Raw genomic sequence first — 22,206 nt, 5'->3', positions numbered from 1 at the left:
GGCAAAGGGACTGTCCCTTTGTCACGTTACTCGCACTGTGCTCGCCCGCGCCAGTCTTCGCAGGTCAAATAGGTAAAGTACTCGGTACGCACATCGCCCATAAGCTCGCAGGGCACGTCGCGCTCAACGTGATGTGGCACGAACCCACATTTTTGTTGGACGCGTAACGACTTGTTATTGCCCTCATAGTATCCGCACCAAAGCGCCTTGCAGCCAAGCGTTTCAAACGCATAGCGTTGCATAGCTCGCACTGCTTCCGGAGCAAAGCCTCGACCCCAAAACGGCTTGGCGATCCAATACCCCACCTCGAGCTCAAGTCCAACGCTTTGGCCGTTCGATTCGCAGCGCGGCGGCATGAGTCCAATGCTGCCCACGGGCTCGTCTGTCTCGGGCAGGCAAATGGCAAAGGTATGGGGCGCCGTAAAGACCGTCTGAATGATCTCTCTGCTTTCCTCAATGCTTCGATGGGGTGGCCAGCCCGCAGCCGGCCCCACGTCCGGGTCGCTCGCGTATGCAAACAGGCTCGCCGCATCCGTCTCGCGCCACGGACGAAGCACCAAGCGCTCAGTATGAATCACCACGTTTCAACCTCTCAATTATCGATGTGACAAAGGGACTGTCCCTTTGTCACATGTAGCCGAAAAATTCCGCGTCGGCGGGGCGATAGGGACGGAAGGTGGCGGGATCGACCTTTACGTGCGCCGCGGCGGGCACGTCGTACCATTTGACCGTGTAACCGGCGCCGTGAGAGCAAAAGACCGAGTCGGGCGTGTTGGGCAGATCGGCCTCGGGCTCATAGGCGGCCGTCTCGATTACGCGCTCGGCATCATGGCAAGCCGAATAGCCGGCGAACTCCAGGTACAGATGACCGCGACCGCTCGTGTAGGCAGCCACCTCCAGCGCATAATCCTGCACTTCGGATGCCGGCACGCGACCCACAAGCTTCGCCCGGTCGCCTGTTATCGTCGGCGGCTCGTACTCGGCACCCATGCGCGTAGCGTCTGACAACGCCCTGCCCACGCACTCCCCCGGCACCTCGAGCTCAAAGTGGTACCACGGCTCCAACAGCACCGCCGCGCCGGCCTCACGCGCCTGCATCAAACCCTGGCGAATCGCGCGGTACGTGGCCTGGCGAAAATCGCCGCCCTCGGTATGTTTGGCATGCGCACGGCCGCCCGTGAGCGCAATGCGCACATCGGTGATGGGCGAGCCGGTCAGCACGCCCAGGTGATCGCGCTCCATGGCGTTGGTGAGTGCCAAACGCTGCCAGTTAAGATCGAGCTCGTCGGTCGAGGTCACGGTCCCAAACTGCACGCCCGAACCCGCTGGCAACGGCTCCAGGCGCAGATGCACCTCGGCATAGTGGCGCAGTGGCTCAAAGTGGCCCACGCCCTCGACCGGCTGCGAAATAGTCTCCTTATAGAGAATGCCGCCAGGCTCAAACTCGACCGCAAGGCCAAAGCGATCGGCCAACACCCGCTGCACGACTTCAAGCTGCACGGCGCCCATCAACTGCAAGTGAATCTGCTCAAGATGCGTGTTCCAGCTTACGCCGAGCATGGGGTCTTCGTCCGCCAGCTCGATCAGCGCTTTAAACACCGCATGGACATCATGTTCGCCCGGTAGCACCGTATAGGTGAGGACCGGCGCAATGACGGGTGCATCGCACCCGGGCTCCGCACCCAAGGCATCCCCCGGGCGAACGTGCGCAAGACCCGTCACGGCACAAATACCGCCAGCAGCAACTTCCTGGGCGAGCTCGTACTTCTCTCCGTTATAGATGCGCACCTGATCGACTTTCTGCCCCCATACCTCGGCACCGGAGCGCCCCTCGATCATCTGTTTTGCACGTAGCGCGCCGCCGGTCACTTTAACCCAAGCCAAGCGCTCGCCACGAACGCCTCGGCTGACACGATAGACACGCGCGGCGAACTCCGGGGCCCACGCCTGTTCACGCATCAGTGTACACATGCCATCCAGCAGCTCGCCCACGCCTTGGTCCTTGAGCGCCGAGCCGGCAAAGCAGGGAAAGAGCCTGCGCTCGGCAACCATGCGCGACAGCGTTGCAACGGAAAGCTCACCCGTCTCAAGAAACTCCTCGAGCGCCGCCTCGTCCAACGCGGCAGCGTCCTCCCAAGCGGCACCGCCCGCCAGCAGTTCGCTGGCATCCAGGCAGCCCTCGGAAAGACGCTGCCCAAGTTGCGCCAGCAAAACATCGCGGCCGGGATTCTCCAAATCAATTTTGTTGATAAAGACGAACGTCGGGATGTCATAGCGCGCAAGCAGGCGCCACAGGGTTTCGGTGTGTCCCTGCACGCCGTCGTTGGCGCCCACAACCAAAATCGCGTAGTCGAGCGCGCGCAATGTGCGCTCTGCCTCGGCAGAAAAATCGACATGCCCCGGTGCATCCACGAGCATGACGTGGGCATCTCCGTGGTCGAGCACGGCCTGCGACGAGAAAATCGTGATGCCGCGCTCGCGTTCGATAGCGTTGGTATCCAGGTGCGAGTCGCCGTCGTCCACACGGCCGCGCTTGCGAATGCGACCTGCGTTGAACAGCATGGCCTCGGCCAGCGTAGTCTTGCCGGCATCGACATGCGCCAAGATTCCAACGACCGCTTGCTTCGACATGGCTCTCCTCTTATTGCAAGCCCATCGCACGTGGCAACGGGCACCCTCGTTCCACACTGGATGATACAATTTACGGGCCGGCGGGCGAAGCGGGCCCTATCCCCCGACCGAGCTCATCGCCCCGCGTTGCCGCGCGGCGATTTTCGCAGGTTCGCGCCTTGCGAAAGCCGGCTTGCAAAACAGCGCATCGAACGAAAATGGCCCCGCCCGGGGCCATTTTCATGTACATGGATTGTTGATACGCGTCCTCGCTCTTATGCCTCGCGCAGCCAGTCGAACGCAACACGCGGCGTGCCGTCCGACACATACACGACTCCGGCGCGCTCGAACCCCGCCTTCATGCTCGCACCCTGCATGGGCAGGTTGTCCGCGTGCGTATCGATACGCAGATGGTCGGCACGCTCCTTGGCAAAGGCAAACATCGCGGCCGCGATACCGTGCACGGTGCCGTCGGACGCCACGCGGTGCAGCACGGCGTACGGAGTGTCGCTACGCCACTGACCGTCCTCGATGACGTCATAGCACTCGTCCGGGCCCGGCAAAAAGGCAAACGTCGCCACCACGCGACCGTCGACTTCGCACACATAGCTGCCGCCGGCGGCGATATCGGCAGTCAGCTGCTCGGCCGAAGGCGTGCCCTCGGGCCACTGCGTGGCGTTGCCATGCGCGCGCATAAAGGCGCGGGCGACGTCATAGATGGCCATGACGGCAGGAATGTCGGTATCGAGGGTTTTTCTGATCATCACGCGGCGACCTCACGTTTATTGGTATCACTTTGATTGAGCAATGATACCAGCGTTTGGAAAGGACACGAAGCAGATGGGGAGCAAAAAGCGAGCCGCCTGGTCAAAGGCCAAAAGCGAGTTTTTGGGCGCTGCTACGGGCGGCGATATGAGCGACCTGTTTGCGCGCGAGGATGAGCGCCGCGACGCCCTGGACGCCGAGCGAGATGAGGCCTGGCGCTACAAGTCGTGCGAGCGAAAAAACCGTTACGACACGCGCGCCGAGGCCGAGGCAGTTATGGCTGACTGCGAAAACCGCGGACGCCGCGGGCTGGCCTGCTACAAATGCGAGTACTGCGGCGGCTGGCATCTGACGTCGCATCCATGGAAATAGACGCCGCATCGGCACGGCACTGACGGAGCGCCAACCATCGCACGCAAGCTACGGGCGCGGCGGCACCAAAACATCGTAGCGAACGGCCTTGCCCGCAAGCTGATAGCTCGGCTTAACGCCGGCAAGCAGCGGCCCCTTCACTGGCCGCTTGATAACAACCTTGCGCGGGCACGACGCAAGAGCAGCCTCGACCAGCGTCTCCTCATCGGCACACGGCTGCTCCAAATGGTGCAAGAGCTGGAACTTCTTTTTAACCGCCGCGCTCTTGGTGCGCTCGGGAAACATGGGGTCCAAATACACCACATCGGGAGCCGCGAGCTCACCGCGCTCGACCAGCTCAGCCGTATGGCGAAGGCCGGCAATGCTGTCCTCGCCCGCATGCAAGCGCATGCGTGCCACGGCAGCCGCAAGCGCCGGATCATCCGCCGCGCGGTCCAAGGCATCCTTGAGCAATGCCGCAATCACGCAATCCTGTTCATACAGATCGACGGTAAAGCCCGTGGCGGCCAGCAGCAGCGAATCCTCGCCAAAGCCTGCCGTGGCGTCAATCGCCCATGGCTGCTCGATGCCTTTTGTGCGCGCAGCCTTCACCAGCAGCTCTTGCTGCAGACGGCCCTGCTTGAGCCGTGGAAGCATGCGGGCAAAATCGGCACGCAGCTCCATCGCGCCGTCGGTGAGCGTGAGGCCCTCGGGCTTCCCGGTCAGCTCAAGCCCCGCGGCCCGAGCAACAGAAAAGGGATCGACGACGCCCATGGGCACTCCTTTACAAGCAAAATGAATACGTGAGCGCCGCCCCTGTCGGCACTCAACCGTCCGCTATTGTCCCACATGCGACATGGCCCACAGCATCCCAATGCAAAGCACCGCCATCAATCCCGTGCATACGGCAGCGATCACAGAATCACTCATGCGCCTTCCCAACGACCGCGGCTCGCGCACTTGCCCTGTTCCGTACATCATGGCTCCTCCTTAGACCAACTCCTTGTCACGACCTCATCATCGCAGCGCCGCACATGTGCTGCCATCGATTTGGCTTACGTCCAGCTTTCCTTTTTGAAAGATTGCTCTGCACAGGCGAGAAGCGCTTTCTAGCACACACGCCGTCACGTTGAACTACAATGTGCTTCACGATATGTGCAGCTTATGGGACGCGCCAGACTGGCAGCGCCCGAATCGAAAGGACTACCTATGAGCGCCGCGCGCAAGACACTCAAAATCCTTGCCCTCATCTATTTTGTTTTGGGCATCGCCAGCCTCGTCATCGGAATCGCCGGCATCGCGACCGGCAAATTTGAATCCATCTACGGATCGAACGCCATACTCGCTGCTGTCGTTGTGATTATCAAGGGCGTTGTCGATCTTGCCGCAGGTGTTGCGGGCATCAAGGGTGCCAACAAGCCTTCGCAGGTGGATGGCGCGTTTAAGCTCGGTATCGTTGCCGCGGTCGCTACGCTCGTCCAGGCTGTGCTTACCCTTCCCGCGCTCGGCGGCAGCGCCGTCAATATCGGCGCCTTTGTCATCGTGGTCTACGACCTGTTCTTTATTCAGCAGGCGCACGCCGTGAAGGCCGAAAACAAGGACCGTCTGTAAGCGCTCGCTTCTCATAACCTCTGCAGCCAAGCAACTAAAAAGGGCCGATCGCGCAGCAACGCGGTCGGCCCTTTACGTTAGCCCAGATAAAACCCGCCAAAATAAACCTGTCCCTTTTTTGTAGGTTAGCTGTGGCGGTACTCGGCGATGATGAAGTCGATGTCGGTCTGAAGGGTATCGAGGTTTGCCAGGCGTGCTTTGTCGGCGGGGCGCGTGCGGTAGTAGTACGGCGTCATCTGGAACACCGCCTCGATGTCGGCCTGGGTCTGAAGGGTGATAGAAGCTGTCACGCGCCGCGTTCCGACCAACTCGAGCTCGGTAGTCTTCGGCAGCTTCTCGTCATTGAGGTATGGCCTGTCGTAGAGCACCTCCTTGAGCCCAAACAGGTGATGGGCACCCGGCACCACGGTGTAGAGCGAGCCCTCGGGCACCAGCACGCGAGCAAACTCGCGCTCGTTAAAGGGAGCAAAGAGCTCGGTCACCATATCGAAGGCGCCATCTGCCACGGGGATATCCTTCATGTTGGCCACAAAATAGGTCGCATCGCCGCGCTTGGCGGCCAGGCGCACCATCTCTTTGCCCAGGTCGAAACCGTAAGCATCCACGCCCGGCACCGCACCCATGGCACTGGTGTAGTAGCCCTCGCCGCAGCAAATATCGAGCAGCGTCATGGGGCCATTCGCAGACGTTGCACGTCCAGACACCTGCTTGCGCACCAGCTCGACCATCGCATCGCGCAACGGCGCGTAGTAACCGCGGTTAAGAAAGTCGCGACGACTGCGCGCCTGCGACTTGGGATCGCCCATGGAGTCGCCGCTCTTGGACGAGCGCAGCAGATAGAGATAGCCCTCGCGCGCACGGTCAAACCGGTGTCCGCCCGCGCATGTAGCACCGCGCTCGTCGTCCACCAACGGCTCATGGCAAACGGGACACAACAACATGGCAACTCCTTAGCGCGAACAACACAACGCCCACCATTGTCGCACGCCTTCCCCACCTAGTCATCGGGGACGTTATTGAATGACCAGTCGTTTAAGAACGTCCCAACGACTATCTAAGTACCGACTGGTTGCATTAGGAGTATCATCGTCTGCGCAAATAAGCACGAAATAGCATATTAGAGATTGAGAGTGTATGGCCGATACCGCATCTAAGCACATTGACATGACCACCGGCTCGCTGTGGCGCAATATTCCCCTGTTCGCCTTCCCCGTGGCCGCCACGAGCATCTTGGAACAGCTATCGAACCTCATCGCCACGGTCATCATCGGCAACTTCTCGGGCGACCAGGGAACCCTTGCCATGGCAGCGGTCGGCTCCAATGTTCCGATTACCAGTCTTATGCTCAACCTGTTTATCGGCATGTCGCTTGGCTCAAATGTGGTCATCGCCAACGCTATCGGCCGCAACGATCAGAACATGGTCAAACGTGCCGTCCATACCTCGGTTTTAATGGCGCTCGTGGGCTTTGTCGTCATCGCGCTGGGCGAGATCTTTGCCGAGCCCATGCTCGCCGCGCTCAACGTTCCTGCCGAAACCATGCCGCTCGCTTCGCTCTACCTGCGCGTCTTTTTGCTCAGCATGCCCTCGATCTTGCTCTACAACTTTGAGGCCGCGATCTTCCGCTCCGTCGGCATCACCCGCATGCCGCTGCAGGCGCTTGCCGTGTCCACCGTCCTCAACATTGGCCTGGACCTCATCTTTGTCCCCGTACTTCACTGGGGCGTCGCGGGCGTCGCCATCGCCACCGCCATCGCCTACACCGTCAGCGCCGCTACGCTCTTTATCCGCCTGCTCAAGACCGACTCTGTCGTCCGCGTCACCCCGCGTGACTTGGCTATCGACCCCGTCGCCCTCAAGCGCATCGTCAAGATCGGCCTGCCCGCCGGCATCCAAAGCGCCGTCTTTGCCGTCGCCAACATCATCATCCAGTCCGCCATCAACAGCCTGGGCACCGAGGTCATGGCGGCATCGAGCGCCGCCATGAGCTTGGAGTACGTATGCTACAACCTGCTCAACAGCTTTAGCCAGGCTTGCACCACCTTTGTGGGACAAAACCACGGTGCCCGCCAGATCGACCGCTGCACCAAAACGCTCAAGGTCTGCCTGGTCGAAGGCGGTATCGTCGCGCTCACCACAATTATCGTTATTGTCGGCCTGGGGCGCGAGATCTTGTCGCTGTTCAACAGCGATCCCAACATCGTCTCGATCGGCTATATCCGCGTGTGTTCGATCTTCCCGGCGTACGCCTTTAGCATGTTCTACGAAAACATGTCCGGCTACCTGCGCGGCTTTGGTATCTCGCTCACGCCCGCCCTCATCACCATGATCTGCGTCTGCGGCATCCGCTTCTATTGGGTGTTCTGCGTGTTCCCGCACTTCCGCACCTTTGCGAACATCATGATGGTCTACCCCATCAGCCTGGGCACCACGGCGTTCTTTATGGTCGTGGCGGTGCTACTCTGCCACCCGGCACGCACCTACCGTCTAGCACAAGCCAAGACCGGGGCGTGCTAGACATGCACAACTTGGTGGCATATCGGCAGCTAATTGACGATATGCGAGCTCATATAGTCGATAAAGTGCCTCGTGGCGATGGGCATGGTGTCCCAGCTGCGCCAGGCCGCCACTACGTCGCGCGAGGGGGCGTGCACGATGGGACGTACGCGAATATCGGCACGCATGCCCTCCACAGTACGACGGTAGAGCATGCTCACGCCTAGGCCCTCCTCCACCATCGCCATGATGGTGTAGTCGTCGGTGACCTCGCTCGTCACGTGCGGCGACAGGCCATGCGCCGCGAATGCATCGAGCACCAGGCTCTGTTCGCCCTCATCCAGAAGCACAAACGGCTCGGAAGCCAGGTCGGCGAGTGTCACCTTTTCCTTTGCCGCCAGCGGATGCGCGACAGGCAACAGTGCCACCAACTCGTCGTGATAGACCACGCGCTTCTCGAGGCCAGCGGTAAACCCGCGTGCCGTAAAGCAAAAATCGACCACGCCATCGTGCACCCATTGGGCGTTGCGCGTGTAGTCGCCCTGCTTAAGGGTAAAGCGTACGCCCGGGTGCAGCGCCCCAAAGTCGCGGATCACACGCGGTAACACGGTTCGACTCACGTTGGTAAACGTCGCGATGCGAATATCGGTCGACGAAAGCCCCAGCAACTCCTGGCGCTTGCCCTCGAGCTCAGCCTCGGCAGTCACAATCTGGCGCAGATACGGCAGATATTGTTTACCGTCGCGCGTAAGCGAAACGCCCTGCTTACCGCGCTCGATAAGCGTGGTACCCAGCTCGCGCTCGAGTGCCTTGACGGCCTGGCTCACCGCACTTTGCGTATAGCCCAGCTCGTCCGCCGCGCCCTTAAGACTGCCGCGATCGACCACCATACAAACAATCTGATACCGCGATGCCATCGCACCTCCACATCAATGCAGCCGTAAAACGTTTTGCCAGGGCTTTTTCTGCCAACATTAGTATTTCTTAATCATACTGAAGATACATTCGCTTTACTACATCCATATCTGGGAGCAGAATCCTTTTTGCGAAACCGTTCTGTAACAAAAGGAGTCCCATGGATCGCAAAAAAGCAATCGCGCTCTCATTTTCCGTTCCCGTCGCATGGGGCTTTTCGTATCCCCTCATGAAGATCGGCATGGACAGCATGAACGCCACGAGCATCGTCGCGCTACGCTGCATCATCGCCTTTGTGGTCTGCCTGCTGCTCTTCCACAAGCACGCGTTGCGCATCAACCGCGACCTTATGGTCCGTGCCGCCATCATCGGCGCCATTATGGCAACCGAGCTCACCTGCATGTGCCTGGGCTCCAGCCTCACCTCTGCCTCCACTGCCGGCTTTTTGCAGAGCCTGACGGTCGTAATCGTGCCGTTTGCCAACGCCGCCCTGCTGCGCCGCGCCCCCGAGCGCAAAGTGCTCGTCGGCACCGCCATCGTCACCTGCGGTATGTTGCTGCTCTCGGGCGCCGACTTCACTAGCCTGAACCCGGGCGCGCTCATCATGCTGCTCTCCGCCTTTGTCTACGCCGGACACATCATTGTGGCGAAGCGCTTTGTCGAAGATGTCGACCCGCTGGCTCTGGGCGTTTGGCAGCTGGGCTTTGGCGGCTTGTTCTCGGGCATCGCCGCATTCACCTTTGGCGGCTTCACGCTTCCCAGTACGCCCAGCGAGATCGTGGTCGTCATTGCGCTCGCACTCATCTGCTCTGCTTACGGCTTTATCACCCAAACGCTCGTGCAGCCCCATGTGCCTGCCGAGACCACCGGTTTCGCCTTCTCGCTCGAGCCGGTATGCTCTGCCGTCTTTTCGTTCTTCCTGGTCGGCGAAGTCCTGAGCCCCATCGCCTTCTTTGGTGCCGCCCTCATCCTCACCGGCGTCATGGTGGCAACCGTCGAACTTCCGCGCCTTCGCGCGCATGGACAGGCTCGCATGGCAGGAGCGCCCGAGCACGTCTCGTAGACCCCGCTCTTCATACAGCCGTGGCATAAAGGCAACCGGTGCGCCTTTACAATAGATGCCAACAGAGCATCTGCCATAAAGGAGCCCCATGGACACCGCAACCCGCGACCTCAACATAGCAACTTGGTTGGGCAATGCGCCGCAGCCGGTACGTGACACTACGAACCAGCTGCTCGAGCGTATCGCCCTTTTGCGTGCCGAGCAGACCATCTACCCGGCACAAGACGACATCCTCAATGCCCTCGCCTACACGCCGGCCGACCAGGTCAAGGTTGTCATCTTGGGTCAAGACCCCTATCACGGACCCAACCAGGCCATGGGGCTGTCGTTCTCGGTCCCCGCGACGCAAACCAAGTTGCCGCCGAGCCTGCGCAACATCTACAAGGAACTCAATGCCGATCTGGGTTGTCCCATTCCCTCCACGGGAGACCTAACCCCATGGGCACAGCAGGGCGTCCTGCTCCTCAACACCACGCTCACCGTGCGCGAGCATGCCGCGAACTCGCACGCCAAGCTGGGCTGGAGTACCCTGACCGACTACATTATCGAACGCTGCTACCAGCTGCCCCAGCCGGTAGTCTTTTTGGCATGGGGCCGCTTTGCCCAGCAGATGGTCGAAGGCAAGCTCGCCACGACCGGCGCGGGCAAGGCAACCGACAAGTTCTGCCTGGCCTCTACGCACCCCTCGCCGCTTTCGGCCAACCGTGCCACGGCAGAACTCCCCGCTTTTATGGGGTCGCGTCCCTTCTCCGCTGCCAATCGGTTACTCGAACAGCACGGCTCGACCCCCGTTAACTGGACTTGGCTCGGATAAAAATCGATACATCGAAAACGCGCCCGACAGCTTTCCATCGGGCGCGTTTCCTATTCGGGCCAAATAAATTGCGTGCGGCCGGCCTCGCCGCCATCGATCAGCAGGCTCTGCCCGGTCATAAACCGGTTGGTCACGCCCACAAAGTAGATCCACTCGGAGATCTCTTGGGCGGTGGCCCAGCGCTTAAGCGGCGTGAGTTCCATAATCTGGCTCCACAGGTGTTCGTCTTCCATCACGCAACGGTTGAGCGGCGTGATCACGCCACCCGGGTCCACACTGTTGGCGATGGCCTGCGGCGCCAGGCGGTTTGCAAGGTTCTTGGTGTAGGCGATAACGCCGCCCTTGCTGGCGGCATAGTCGGGAAACTCCGATCCCGTATGCCCGCTCGCCGACCCCACATTGACCACGGATTTGATAGCCGGTGTCGGCTTGGCGGCAAGCCCCTCCCCCACAAAGGCATAGCGCTCGGTCACGTTGATGGTGCCACGCAAGTTGGCGGCAATATCGTCGGCCGAATCCTGCACACCGGCAACGTTCACGATTACCTGTGGCTCAAGGTCGCCTGGAAACGAGTCAGGCTCGCGGACATCAACGATCAGATGGCGGTAGCGCTCGTGTTCGATCGCCGCCGGCAGCAGATCAAAGCCCACGACCTCGTGGCCCTCGTCCAAAAAGCGCTGCACGCACGCGGCTCCGATACCACCCGAAGCACCCGTGATCAAAACCCGCATGCTTGCTCCTTAGGCGGTTGCATGGCGCTTGAGGTACTCGGCGCCCACATTCTCGCGCTCCCAGCTGCGCACGACCTTGTAGCCCACGGGGCTCAGGAAGACCTCGCACAGCAGCTCGGCAACAGCGCCGGTCAGCGAGCACATAAGAACCTGCACCCAGGTCCAACCAAAGAACGTGTGGCTCACCACAATGGCAAAGACTAGGTTGTCGATAAACTGGCCGACACCCGTAGACACATAGGAGCGGAAGGCAAAGCTCGCAAAGTTATTCTTTTTGAGCATGCGGCCGAGCGACTGGTTGAGTGTGGAGTTAACCACGGCAGAGACGAGCATTGCCAGCGAAGAGCCCAGCACCACATACCAGGTGCCACCGATGGTGGCGTTAAGGGCAGTGTTGACCTCGATCATACCCGTGTCGTAGTAGGCGCCCCACATGCCGGGCGTGAGCGAGCATGCCCAAAAGCACAGGCTCACGGCCAGGTTGACCGCCAACGCGAGGATAGAAATTTTGATGGATGCCTTGGCGCCAAAGCGCTTGCAAATCATGTCCTGGCACAAAAACGAAACCCAGCTCACCACAAAGCCGCAATCGAGTGCCAGATACGGCAGACTGATAAGCTCTTTGTTGGCCAGCAGGTTCATCATGATAACGCTCACGATAAACAGCGAAACCGTTGCCGCGGGAATGCTCCGCAACAGGACCTTGTAGTCCTCCATGACCTTCTTGATCATTATGTACTCCTTTGGTTTTAGGTTTAACGAGCAGGATATCGGACCCGAACTGCTCGGCCGCCACGGTCTTGAGGCGACGGTGGGTATGATAGCCGCTCACACGGCGGCAGGCAAGCAAGCGGCGCGGCAGCCCCGCAGGGCCACCGCGCCGGCACACTAAAACGCTACGTTGCCAAACTCCGACAGGATAAGGTCGGGATTGTGGTCGGTTGCCCAGTCCACGTTCCACGGGCTCGTGAACAGTAACAGCTTGCCGCCGCGCATGTCCTCGACGCGCAGCGTATCGCGCGTGAGCGAAAGGCCCGGGATATCGATGGTGTCGGGGTCGTTCTGGATCCAGCGAATGTCCGTATAGGGCAGCGGCTGGCGACGAACCTCAACACGGTATTCGGCCTTGAGGCGGCGCTCGAGTACCTCAAACTGCAGTACGCCGACCACGCCCACGATGACGCTCTCCATGCCGGCACCCAGCTCGCGGAAGATCTGGATGGCGCCCTCCTGGGCAAGCTCCTCCATGCCCTTCACGAACTGCTTGCGCTTGAGCGTGTCGACCTGCGTGATGCGGGCGAACATCTCGGGGGCAAACGTCGGGATCTGCGGATACTGTACGTGGCGCTTGCCAGAGCACACGGTGTCGCCGATGCTAAAGATACCCGGATCGAACAGGCCTACGATATCGCCCGCGTACGCCTCGTCCACGATGGCGCGGTCATCGGCCATCATCGACGTGCCCGTGGCAAGCTTGAGCTTACGGTTGCCCTGCACGTGGAAGGCATCCATGCCGCGCTCGAACTTGCCCGAGCAAATGCGCACAAAGGCGATACGGTCGCGGTGGTTCTTGTCCATGTTGGCCTGGATCTTAAACACAAAGCCGCTAAAGTCGTCGCGGCACGGATCGACCGGCTCGCTGGTGAGCGTATCGGTATAGGCGCGCGGCGTCGGGGCCAGGCGCAAGAACTCCTTGAGGAAGGGCTCCACGCCAAAGTTGGTGAGCGCCGAGCCAAAGAACGCCGGGCTCAGCTTGCCGCAGGCCACGGCATCCAGGTCGAGCTCGTCGCCGGCGCCATCGAGCAGCTCGATGTCGTCCATCAGGTTCTTGTGGTTCTCCTCGCCAATAAGCTCATCCATGGCGGGGTCGCCCAGCTCGGCCTCGACCTCGGCGACCTTCTTGGTGGCGTTGGCGTGACCGTCGCCCTCAAAGGCGATGACGCGACGGGTCTGACGGTCGAACACGCCGCGGAAGTTACGGCCGCTGCCGATTGGCCAGTTCATGGGGTACGTATTGATGCCCAGGACGTTCTCGATCTCTTCCATGAGCTCAAACGGATCGCGGGCCTCGTGGTCGAGCTTGTTCACAAAGGTAAAGATGGGAATGTGGCGCAGCGTGCAGACCTTAAAGAGCTTTTTGGTCTGGGCCTCGACGCCCTTGGCGCCGTCGATGACCATGACCGCGGCGTCGGCGGCCATAAGGGTACGGTAGGTATCCTCCGAGAAGTCCTGGTGGCCGGGAGTATCGAGGATGTTGACGCAGGCGCCGTTGTAGGTGAACTGCAGTACCGAGGAGGTAACGGAAATACCGCGCTCCTTCTCGATGTCCATCCAGTCCGAGACGGCATGCTTGGCCGAACTCTTGCCCTTGACCGAGCCGGCGGTCTGGATGCTGCCGGTATAGAGCAGCAGCTTCTCGGTAAGCGTGGTCTTACCGGCGTCCGGGTGGCTGATGATCGCGAATGTGCGGCGCGACGAGATTTCATCCGACAGGCTTGCCATGCGGATCCTTTCTTGCATTGAGTGCATTACGTCGTTGAAACCGTACTATTGTAGCCGCGAAATCCCGCCACAGGGCACCTATCAGGACAAATTCATCAGCCAAGCTCGCTGTGCACCGGGCAGCCGCCTCAAGGACTGTCTCGATCTGTAACAGATAGACGGGTTTTAGCGTTCCTGGTGTTACAGATTGAGATAAACGGCTGGGAAGATCGACACCGTCTCAATCTCGTCTCAATCTGTAACAGAAAGACGGGTTTTGAGCCTCCACCTGTTACAGATTGAGATAAACCGGCAGGAAGGCAACCAATGTCTCAATCTGTAACATCTAGCCGCCCAAATCGACTCTTACTGTTACAGATTGAGACAAATAGACAGGCGGGCAAATAACATCTCAATCTGTAACAGCAAGCGACCCAAAACGGACCTAGGTGTTACAGATTGAGATTGTTTTGAAGTAAGCGCGACACTGGCAGGCTATTCCACATTTCCTCTTGCATAACTGTGCATAGTGTATATATACTGTGCTTACCGGTTATATACACGTGTAGCCCAACAGCTAAGGAGCCGCTGTGGACATCATCCTATCCAATTCGAGCGACAAGCCCATCTATGAGCAGATCTCCTCGCAGGTCAAAGCTCAGATCCTTTCGGGCGCACTCGCTGCAGGAGCCAAACTCCCCAGCATCCGCGCGCTCGCGAGCGACCTCGGTGTGAGTGTCATCACCACCAAGCGCGCCTATGCCGACCTGGAACAACTTGGCTTTATCTGTACCGTGCAGGGCAAGGGCTGCTTTGTCGCCGAGGGCAACCAGGAACTCTTGCGCGAAAACCAGCTTTGCCATATCGAAGAGTTGCTTGCGCAGGCCGCTACGCAGGCCGAAACCCTGGGCGTCACGCGCGACAAATTGCACGAGATGCTCGACCTTGTAGCCCCCGAAACCATGCAGTAGCCATCTGCAAGAAAGGCTATACCATGCAAAACTTGCTAGAACTCAAAGGCGTCTCACGCCGCGTAAGCGACCGCTTTTCCCTACGCGATGTCACACTCACCGTGGAGCCCGGCCAGATTGTTGGCTTTGTGGGCGCAAACGGCGCCGGTAAGACAACGACGATTCGCGCCGCGCTCGGACTCATAAAGCTCGATGCCGGCGAGGTGCACCTGTTTGGGCAGCACTGCGGCACCGACGCGCCCGGCGAGACACAGCGCCATCTGCGCTCCCGCATCGGTCTTGTCCTGGACACGTGTCCTTTCCCTTCCACGCTCAAGGTGGGCCAGATCGAGACGCTCGTAGGCCCGGCGCACCCCACATGGAGTCGCGAAACATTCGCCAGATTTATCGAACGATTTGGCCTTGATCCCAAAGCCAAGGTCAAAGACCTCTCCCGCGGCATGGGTATGAAGCTGCAGCTCGCCTGTGCGCTCAGCCACAATGCCAGGCTGCTCGTTTTGGACGAAGCCACCGCGGGCCTCGATCCCATGGCGCGCGAGGAGCTGCTCGATGAGCTGCTCGCCTTTGTTTCCGACGGCCAGCGCAGCGTACTGCTCTCGAGCCACATTACGTCCGACCTCGATAGCGCCGCCGATCGCGTCATCTGCATCGATAACGGTTCGATTGCATTTGACCTGCCACGCGAGGACATTACCGACCGCGCCGGAATCGCCCACTGCACGCAAGCACAGGCCGCAGAGCTCATGGCTTGCGTCGAAGGCGCCCGTGCTGCCCGCCACGCCTATAGCGTGGACGTGCTCGTGCCCAACCGCCGTGATACGCTCGAGGCTTTCCCCGAGATTCCCTGCGATCGGGCAACCATTGATGACTACCTTCGCCTCATGCTGAAAGGGGCTTCGAAATGAAACGCGCCTTTATGTCCGAGCTCGCCATCGTTCGCACGCTTATCCCGAGCATCGCGGGTGTCGGCTTATTTATATTCATCGTGATGACCCTCGCCAACGCATCGGATGGTGATTCCGGCATGAGTGCTGGCGCCTGCGCAGTCAGCGCCATGTCGCCCATCATGATCATGAACTCGCTAGCCGGCTTCGACAATCAAAACGGATGGGAGCGCTATCGGGCAACGCTGCCCTTCTCGCGCAAAGACATCGTCTGCGCACGTTACCTGTGTATCGTTGCTTTCTCGGCCATCATGGCATGTGCGGCCGCGCTGTTGAACATCGTCACCATCCCACTCTTCAATAATGCAGGCATTTTCCCGACGGGACAGGTCGTATTTGAGATCGCAATTGCCTCGGCAGCCTCGATGCTCATCTCCCTCATGATGGTGTTTTTGGCGCAGCCGCTGTTCTTTCGTTTTGGACACATGGAGGCGCTGCGCCTGTCCGTTGGTCTGTTTGCCTTGCTCGGTTGCCTTGCTATGGCCACGCTGAGCTCCTCCAACCCCATCAGCAACTGGCTCATGTCGATTGCCGGGGCAAATCCCGATTCCGCCGTCCTCGGCTGCCTGTGCGCAGGAATTGCCGTCCTGGCCCTCGCGCTATGCGCAATCAGCTGCACCGTCAGCACCAAGGTTTATCGAGTACGCGACCTGTAATCGACAGCTAAAGGACTTGGGCGGCACCCCACCTCATTTACTAGATAAGACGAAGCAGTAACAACGTCGTTACCACCCTTCACGGCATGCCGTTCACTTCTCGGAAAAACATTCACCTTCAATTCGAGCCCTAACCAAATGGCTCCCCGGAACATGGCCCCGTCTCGCCGCGGCCATATCAAACCTTCATGGTGGGGCGGTATCCTTATGTCCATAAAACTCGCAGGATAAACCCATTATCCAAGGAGGCATCGCACCCGTGTCGTGGGTCGTCGCAGCATTTGCGTCAGCATTCTTTGCCGGCATCACATCCATCTTGGCCAAATGCGGTATCAAGCAGACCGACTCCGATATCGCGACGGCCATTCGCACCTGCGTGGTGCTCGTTTTCGCCTGGGCAATGGCGGGCATTTCTAGATCCATTGGGACCATTGGCAGTATCGAACCCAGATCCTGGCTCTTTCTCGTCCTCTCGGGACTCGCTACAGGTGCTTCGTGGATCTGTTACTTTAAGGCGTTGAGCATCGGAGACGTCAATAAGGTCGTACCGGTCGACAAGATGAGCACCGTGCTCGCCGCGCTGGTCGCCATCGCGCTTTTTGGTGAGACGAGCAACCTTGCGGTTAAGCTCGTGGGAACCGCTGTCATCACCCTCGGCACGTTTTTAATGATCGAGAAGAAGCAGTCCGCCGGACCCGAGCAGCAGCAAGACCGGACCTGGCTCGCTTACGCCCTCGGCGCCGCCGTGTTCGCGGCACTCACCTCCATCCTCGCCAAGATCGGCATCGAAGGCGTCGAGTCAAACCTGGCCACGGCAATCCGCACCTGCGTGGTACTGGTTATGGCATGGGCAATCGTGGCAGCCAAGGGAAAACTGGAGCAGGTCGCGCACGTTGACCGGCGCGAACTCACATTTCTCGTAACATCGGGCATCGCAACCGGAGCATCGTGGCTGCTCTATTACTACGCCATCGCTGCAGGCCAGGTGAGCGTCGCGGTGCAGATCGACAAACTATCGATTGTCGTATCGGTACTATTTGCGCGTCTGGCATTCAACGAAAAACTCTCACGACGCAGCGCCATCGGTCTCGCCCTCATCGTACTGGGCACCGCCGCGCTTGCAATTTGGAAGTAGCGCCGATACCGAACGAAATCCAGTCCACCCGCAAATCCGTGACACAGCGCCCGCACCGGACTTGAGATGTTTGTACTGACTGCGCGCTATCGTGCTACTTGCGCAGCGGCTTGGGCAGCGGAATGCCGGCGGCGATAACGGCGGCGATGATCATGCAGACGATACCCTTGAGTGGGAAGCACATGAGCAGCAGGCCCACGACCATGACCGGCTGACGCATGACGGCGCCCATCGTCGATGCCGTGCAGACGGCGACGCAAAAGACCGGATCGGCGCCGGTGAGGACAGCAAGGCCGTAGCCCAGGCTTACGCCCGAGAAGATAACCGGGAAGAAGTGGCCGCCGCGCCAGCCCATGTTGATAAGGGCGGGCGTCAGCATGGCCTTGACAAGACCGGTTGCAATGAGTACGCCAGCGGGAATGGTCATATAGGTCTCCATGAGCACGTCGGCCTGCGTCTCGCCGGCAAACATGGTGTAGGGCAGGACCGTGCCGCAAATGGCGAGCGCCAAACCGGCCAGCATGGCCTTGATGACAGGGCGCTCCCCTATGGCGTGGGCCAATGCCTCGCTCGCGTGCTCCGAAACAAAGTACAGCCAGCCACAGGCCGTGCCGATGAGCGCCAGGGGAATAAGCCAGGCGAGCTCGAGGTTGCCCACCTCGGCGGCCTCGAACCTCGGCATACCCATACCGCCGCCCATAAGCTGGCCGAGCAACAGATAGGTGCCCAAGCCGCCGGCAATCGCAATGCCGTAGACCACGGTCTTTTGCGCCTTGGGCAGCTTGATGGTGATCTCGTCGGACGCTGAGTCCTCATCGTCGTCGGCGCCCTGGCCGTCGGCGCTGCCGGCGAGCGGCGCCACAAAGCCAAAGACAGGCGCGGTAAAGAGCGCCGTCAGAGCAGCCTGGGTACCCAACAGCGTGAGCTCCCTAAACTCGGCGCCAAAGCAACGCATGCGGTCGCCGACCCAGCTGCACAGACCTGCAATGACACCGGTCAGGCCAGCCTCCGGTCCAATGCTTCCGCCAAACAGCAACGGCAGCAATGCCGCAAGAGATAGCTTGCCGAGGTTGTCGTACGGGTAGCGGCAGTCGCGCTTTACCTTGGCCATCACCTGGTTGAGGTCATCGGTCTTGGTGCCCGTCATCTTTTCGTACAGACCGATCAGCAGGCCGCCCAGCAGGCAGACGAAAAACGGGTACGGTAAAAAACCGAACGGACCGCTCGCGAGCTCGGGCGAAGCGACGCCCAGCATTTGCGGAATCTCGGTCCATAGATAGTCGATACCGTGCTCCATCGCAAAGAAGAACAGCCAAACCGCGGCGCCCGCAAACGCACCGGTCACAGCCACGCTCACTAAAAACAGCGCACGGTTTTTGGGTTTTGCCAGGTTATCCATCGGGACCTCCCGTTGGTCAAAGTCAACATAGATATCCTTTATTGTAGGGCGAGCGTTGTCCAGACGAGCCAACCATCTGCACCCCAAACGACACCATTGAGTGCTAGGGCACTACGGATGCGAACCTCAACCCCCAATAATCGAGGCAATCTCGCGCAAATCGGCGGCAAAGTAGATGCCTTGCTGGCGCTGCGGACTCGATAAGCCCTTATCGACCATATGCCCGAGCAGCGCCTTGAGGTCGTTGTAGTAACCGTCCAGGTTATACAGGATGCACGGAGCACTCAGGTGTCCCAACGATACCGCAGACATGACCTCGGCAATCTCCTCGAGCGTGCCCGTCCCGCCGGGAAAGGCAATGAAGGCATCACCAAGCTCAATCATCTTGGCTTTGCGCTCAGCCATATCGCTCGTCACGATAAGGTCGTCAATACCTTCGTGTTGAAACTCGGCCTCGATAAAAAAGCTCGGCTCAACGCCCGTCACATGCCCACCAGCATCGAGCACGCTATCGGCAAGCGCGCCCATCAGGCCCGATTTGGACCCGCCGTATACCAGCGCGTGCCCGTTGGAGCCAATCCAGTTGCCCAGCTCTTGCACCGCAGGCAGAAACGCCGGGTCATTGCCGACGCTGGCGCCCAGATACACGGTGATATTCATATTCAGTCCCCCTCGTCGTGACGCACGGCGCCCGTTCTAGCGTTGGCGTCGGCGATATTCGCGTACGCGGCGCGACAGGTCAGCGAGCTCGTCACGATCGAGCTCTTCCAAATGCTCAAGATCATCCATAAAGCGCGCCATGGTGTCCTTTTGGCGCAGTTTAATGAGCGTATTGCAGTAGTTCACCGCCACACCCGTGAGCATGGCGATGTAGAAGATACTGATGACGCTCAGGACGACGGTAATAGCGCGGGCGACCGGCGTTTCGGCCGGGATATCGCCAAAGCCGATGGTCGAGACCGTCTCAAAGCTAAACCAGAGACCATCGCCAAACGTGAGGGTCGTGGGCTCGGACAGCCAGACAGCCGTCGAGCACAGCAGGTAAAAGATAAGAAACAGGCCCGTGATGCGTGCAAAGCCAGCCTGTCGCAACACGTCGGCAAGCGTCCTCAACTTGTTCATCGCGACCCCTTTTCCCAGACGCCCAATCACATTCGCTCGGTATTGTCCCACGCCTTCCCCGCAAACGGAACCAGTCGTCGGGGACGCTTCTAAACGGCGGGTTATGAAGGACCGTCCCCGTGGCAAAACGGCATACGTTTCAATCTGCGACAAATAGGACATCCCCACAGGTCTCACGGCCCGAACGAGTATCTTGATATAGACATACCGCCCACCGCCGTGCCCGCAGCACGCAAAAAGAAAGGGAGTCCACAATGTTTAGGCCTCTTCGCAGAAAAAAGCGCGCCATCACCGATAAACAGGCGCGAGAGCTGCTCGCCGATTGCAAGCGCGGCGTTTTTGCCGTCAACGGCGACGATGGCTATCCCTATGCCATTCCCGTCAACTACTTCTTTGACACCGAGCACGACAAAATTTATTTTCATGGTGCCAAGGCAGGACACAAGGTCGACGCACTCAAACGAAACGACAAAGTCTGCTTTACCGTCTATGGCAACGATTGGTATAAGGATGACGACTGGGCACCCTATGTTCAGAGCACCGTGGTTTTTGGCCGCTGTCGCCTCGTGAACGATGACCCGGCATTTGTCGAAGATACAATCCGCCAGCTCGCCCTCAAATACTACCCTTCCGCCGAGGAGGCCGAAGAGGAGATCAAACAAAGCATAGGGGGCGTCCAGCTGTATGAAATTACGGTTGAGCACCTTTGCGGCAAGCAGATTCAGGAAAAGTAGCAAACGCGGAAAACGTGCTCGCGGCCCTCTGTGCCCTATGCGCCCACGCACGCTAACGGCGTGGGCGCAGACCGCGGCGGCCGAATCGCTTGCCCCCTATACCCCAAAAACGTAGCGGTCCAAGCGGTCGCACGCTTCCCTTACACGCGAAAGCGGCAGTGCTAGATTCACGCGAATGTGGCAAGATCCGTGGAACGGACGGCCGTCCTGATAGCCCACGCCCACACGCGCGCCCTCATCGAGCAGCCACTGAATATCGCGGCCATGCTCGCGGCACCACTCCGTGCAGTCTAGGAACACCATATAGGTGCCCTGCGGGCGCGAATAGGACACGCCCTCAAAATGCTCGTCCGCGTAATCGCAGAAGTAGTCAATGTTGCCCTCGATGACCTCGTTGAGCTCATCGACCCACTCGTAGCCCTGCGGCTGGTAGGCGCCGATAAGCGCATGCATTGAAAGGACATTCATCTCGTTGTAGTGAGTCTTATTGGACACGGCGCACACGCGATCGCGCAGCGTCTCGTTATAGATGATGTGGTAGCTGCCGACCAGGCCCGCCAGGTTAAACGTCTTGCTCGGCGCATAGAGGGCGACCGTGCGCATGCGAGCATCCTCGCTCACCGACTGCGTCGGGATATGCTTGTGGCCGGGCATGATGATGTCGGACCAGATCTCGTCCGAGATCACCACGCAATCGTGCCGGCGATAGATGTCCATGACGCGCTCAATCTCATCGCGCTCCCATACGCGGCCGCAGGGGTTATGCGGCGAGCAGAACACCGCGGCATGGATATGGTTTTGGACGAGCTTGCGCTCCATGTCCTCAAAGTCCATGCGCCACACACCCTGGTCGTCGAGCTTAAGCGGGCTGTGGACAATGCGATAGCCCGCGGCTTCGATAGACTTGGTAAAGCCGATGTAGGTAGGGCTGTGGACCAGCACCGCATCGCCCGGCTGGACATACGCGCGCAGGGTCGACACGACGCCGCCCAGCACGCCGTTTTCGTAGCCGATATGCTCCGGGAGCACGCCCTCGACGCCATTACGGCGGCTCTGCCATTCGATGATGCGGTCGAAGTACTCGTCGCGCGGATCGAAATAGCCAAACATGGGATGCTGGGCGCGCTGAATGATGTGCTCCTGGACCGTGGGCACCGTGGCAAAGTTCATGTCCGCCACCCACATGGGAATGCGGTCGAAGCCCTCGTCAGGCGCGTTCGGAGCCATGCCGGGGATCTCGCCCCAGGAGTCAACGGCGATGGCGTCCATGCCGTGACGGTCGATAAGCGAAGTAAAGTCGTATTTCATGCTGAGCTCCCGTGCAAAGCGGATTGTTTTGGTAGGAGTTATTGTCCACCAGCGTGGGCGATTTTGGCATGGGGTTTGGCGTTGGATTTGGCGGGCGCCG

23 protein-coding genes and 1 pseudogene are annotated in these 22,206 nt (G+C 59.7%); 11 read left to right on the top strand and 13 right to left on the bottom strand.

Going from position 1 to position 22,206, the window contains the following annotated elements; genetic code table 11:
* Positions 1 to 26: 26 nt before the first annotated feature.
* The 3 genes from DWX25_RS04570 to DWX25_RS04560 form a co-directional block, all read right to left on the bottom strand.
* Positions 27 to 581 (bottom strand): GNAT family N-acetyltransferase, encoded by a 555-nt coding sequence (locus DWX25_RS04570; RefSeq protein WP_117743304.1) that lies wholly within the window; start codon positions 579 to 581, stop codon positions 27 to 29.
* 46 nt (positions 582 to 627) lie between these two features.
* The gene (locus DWX25_RS04565) at positions 628 to 2,631 is read right to left on the bottom strand and encodes a translation factor GTPase family protein (protein WP_117798950.1); all 2,004 of its coding nucleotides are present in this window, start codon (positions 2,629 to 2,631) and stop codon (positions 628 to 630) included.
* A gap of 254 nt (positions 2,632 to 2,885) precedes the next feature.
* Positions 2,886 to 3,374, bottom strand: coding sequence for an N-acetyltransferase (locus DWX25_RS04560; protein WP_117734562.1), 489 nt, complete (start codon positions 3,372 to 3,374; stop codon positions 2,886 to 2,888).
* Positions 3,375 to 3,450: 76 nt separating this feature from the next.
* Between DWX25_RS04560 and DWX25_RS04555 the strand changes: the two genes are divergently transcribed.
* Entirely contained in the window at positions 3,451 to 3,747 is a 297-nt protein-coding gene (locus DWX25_RS04555; protein WP_055310006.1) for a hypothetical protein, read from the top strand.
* A gap of 48 nt (positions 3,748 to 3,795) precedes the next feature.
* Here the strand turns inward: DWX25_RS04555 and DWX25_RS04550 are convergent, their stop codons facing one another.
* Positions 3,796 to 4,500: a class I SAM-dependent methyltransferase gene (locus DWX25_RS04550; RefSeq protein WP_117734563.1), complete on the bottom strand. Its 705-nt coding sequence runs from the start codon at positions 4,498 to 4,500 to the stop codon at positions 3,796 to 3,798.
* 435 nt (positions 4,501 to 4,935) lie between these two features.
* Between DWX25_RS04550 and DWX25_RS04545 the strand changes: the two genes are divergently transcribed.
* On the top strand, positions 4,936 to 5,337 hold the full coding sequence (locus tag DWX25_RS04545; RefSeq protein ID WP_117734564.1) for a hypothetical protein: 402 nt from the start codon (positions 4,936 to 4,938) through the stop codon (positions 5,335 to 5,337).
* Between the two features lie 125 nt (positions 5,338 to 5,462).
* Here the strand turns inward: DWX25_RS04545 and DWX25_RS04540 are convergent, their stop codons facing one another.
* Complete coding sequence (locus DWX25_RS04540) at positions 5,463 to 6,278, bottom strand: putative RNA methyltransferase (RefSeq protein WP_117734565.1); 816 nt, start codon at positions 6,276 to 6,278, stop codon at positions 5,463 to 5,465.
* Between the two features lie 193 nt (positions 6,279 to 6,471).
* Between DWX25_RS04540 and DWX25_RS04535 the strand changes: the two genes are divergently transcribed.
* Positions 6,472 to 7,854, top strand: coding sequence for an MATE family efflux transporter (locus DWX25_RS04535; protein WP_117807804.1), 1,383 nt, complete (start codon positions 6,472 to 6,474; stop codon positions 7,852 to 7,854).
* A gap of 29 nt (positions 7,855 to 7,883) precedes the next feature.
* Here the strand turns inward: DWX25_RS04535 and DWX25_RS04530 are convergent, their stop codons facing one another.
* Entirely contained in the window at positions 7,884 to 8,750 is an 867-nt protein-coding gene (locus DWX25_RS04530) for a LysR family transcriptional regulator (RefSeq protein WP_117807806.1), read from the bottom strand.
* Positions 8,751 to 8,908: 158 nt separating this feature from the next.
* Here DWX25_RS04530 and DWX25_RS04525 point away from each other — a divergent pair, with 158 nt between their 5' ends.
* Positions 8,909 to 9,811: a DMT family transporter gene (locus DWX25_RS04525; protein ID WP_117734568.1), complete on the top strand. Its 903-nt coding sequence runs from the start codon at positions 8,909 to 8,911 to the stop codon at positions 9,809 to 9,811.
* 88 nt (positions 9,812 to 9,899) lie between these two features.
* Positions 9,900 to 10,625 carry a uracil-DNA glycosylase gene (locus tag DWX25_RS04520; protein WP_117734569.1) on the top strand — a complete coding sequence of 242 codons (726 nt, stop codon included), beginning with the start codon at positions 9,900 to 9,902 and terminating at the stop codon, positions 10,623 to 10,625.
* 50 nt (positions 10,626 to 10,675) lie between these two features.
* Here the strand turns inward: DWX25_RS04520 and DWX25_RS04515 are convergent, their stop codons facing one another.
* From DWX25_RS04515 to DWX25_RS04505, 3 genes are all read right to left on the bottom strand, one after another.
* Complete coding sequence (locus DWX25_RS04515; protein ID WP_117734570.1) at positions 10,676 to 11,356, bottom strand: SDR family NAD(P)-dependent oxidoreductase; 681 nt, start codon at positions 11,354 to 11,356, stop codon at positions 10,676 to 10,678.
* 9 nt (positions 11,357 to 11,365) lie between these two features.
* Entirely contained in the window at positions 11,366 to 12,088 is a 723-nt protein-coding gene (locus DWX25_RS04510) for a VUT family protein (protein WP_233502109.1), read from the bottom strand.
* Positions 12,089 to 12,244: 156 nt separating this feature from the next.
* A complete protein-coding gene (locus DWX25_RS04505) occupies positions 12,245 to 13,858 on the bottom strand; it encodes a peptide chain release factor 3 (protein ID WP_055252215.1) in 1,614 nt (537 codons plus the stop codon).
* Positions 13,859 to 14,427: 569 nt separating this feature from the next.
* Here DWX25_RS04505 and DWX25_RS04500 point away from each other — a divergent pair.
* The 5 genes and pseudogenes from DWX25_RS04500 (at position 14,428) to DWX25_RS09785 (ending at position 17,543) form a co-directional block, all read left to right on the top strand.
* Positions 14,428 to 14,808: a GntR family transcriptional regulator gene (locus DWX25_RS04500; protein WP_117743314.1), complete on the top strand. Its 381-nt coding sequence runs from the start codon at positions 14,428 to 14,430 to the stop codon at positions 14,806 to 14,808.
* A gap of 23 nt (positions 14,809 to 14,831) precedes the next feature.
* Entirely contained in the window at positions 14,832 to 15,713 is an 882-nt protein-coding gene (locus tag DWX25_RS04495) for an ABC transporter ATP-binding protein (RefSeq protein ID WP_117734573.1), read from the top strand.
* Positions 15,710 to 16,408, top strand: coding sequence for an ABC-2 transporter permease (locus tag DWX25_RS04490; protein ID WP_117734574.1), 699 nt, complete (start codon positions 15,710 to 15,712; stop codon positions 16,406 to 16,408). The genes DWX25_RS04495 and DWX25_RS04490 overlap by 4 nt, the downstream gene beginning before the upstream one ends.
* Positions 16,409 to 16,667: 259 nt before the next feature.
* Positions 16,668 to 17,081: pseudogene (locus DWX25_RS09790) on the top strand (EamA family transporter); the annotation flags it as partial.
* Positions 17,076 to 17,543 carry an EamA family transporter gene (locus tag DWX25_RS09785; RefSeq protein WP_369831506.1) on the top strand — a complete coding sequence of 156 codons (468 nt, stop codon included), beginning with the start codon at positions 17,076 to 17,078 and terminating at the stop codon, positions 17,541 to 17,543. The pseudogene DWX25_RS09790 and the gene DWX25_RS09785, both read left to right, overlap by 6 nt.
* Before the next feature lie 94 nt (positions 17,544 to 17,637).
* On the opposite strand, the gene DWX25_RS04480 is transcribed toward DWX25_RS09785, so the two are convergent.
* The 3 genes from DWX25_RS04480 to DWX25_RS04470 all read right to left on the bottom strand — a co-directional run bounded on the left by DWX25_RS04480 (position 17,638) and on the right by DWX25_RS04470 (position 20,064).
* Positions 17,638 to 18,942 (bottom strand): chloride channel protein, encoded by a 1,305-nt coding sequence (locus DWX25_RS04480; protein WP_117807808.1) that lies wholly within the window; start codon positions 18,940 to 18,942, stop codon positions 17,638 to 17,640.
* Positions 18,943 to 19,068: 126 nt separating this feature from the next.
* The gene (locus DWX25_RS04475; RefSeq protein WP_117807810.1) at positions 19,069 to 19,602 is read right to left on the bottom strand and encodes a TIGR00730 family Rossman fold protein; all 534 of its coding nucleotides are present in this window, start codon (positions 19,600 to 19,602) and stop codon (positions 19,069 to 19,071) included.
* A 36-nt stretch (positions 19,603 to 19,638) separates the two neighbouring features.
* Positions 19,639 to 20,064: a potassium channel family protein gene (locus DWX25_RS04470; RefSeq protein ID WP_158550201.1), complete on the bottom strand. Its 426-nt coding sequence runs from the start codon at positions 20,062 to 20,064 to the stop codon at positions 19,639 to 19,641.
* Positions 20,065 to 20,318: 254 nt separating this feature from the next.
* Between DWX25_RS04470 and DWX25_RS04465 the strand changes: the two genes are divergently transcribed.
* A complete protein-coding gene (locus tag DWX25_RS04465; protein WP_117734579.1) occupies positions 20,319 to 20,798 on the top strand; it encodes a pyridoxamine 5'-phosphate oxidase family protein in 480 nt (159 codons plus the stop codon).
* A 96-nt stretch (positions 20,799 to 20,894) separates the two neighbouring features.
* Here DWX25_RS04465 and DWX25_RS04460 read toward each other — a convergent pair whose 3' ends face one another.
* On the bottom strand, positions 20,895 to 22,106 hold the full coding sequence (locus DWX25_RS04460; RefSeq protein ID WP_117807812.1) for a MalY/PatB family protein: 1,212 nt from the start codon (positions 22,104 to 22,106) through the stop codon (positions 20,895 to 20,897).
* Between the last annotated feature and the right edge of the window lie 100 nt (positions 22,107 to 22,206).

Source organism: Collinsella sp. AF18-8LB, from assembly GCF_003459795.1.
Classification (GTDB): domain Bacteria; phylum Actinomycetota; class Coriobacteriia; order Coriobacteriales; family Coriobacteriaceae; genus Collinsella.
The sequence above is the reverse complement of the archived record's forward strand: the minus strand, read 5'-3'. Positions and strand labels throughout refer to the sequence as shown.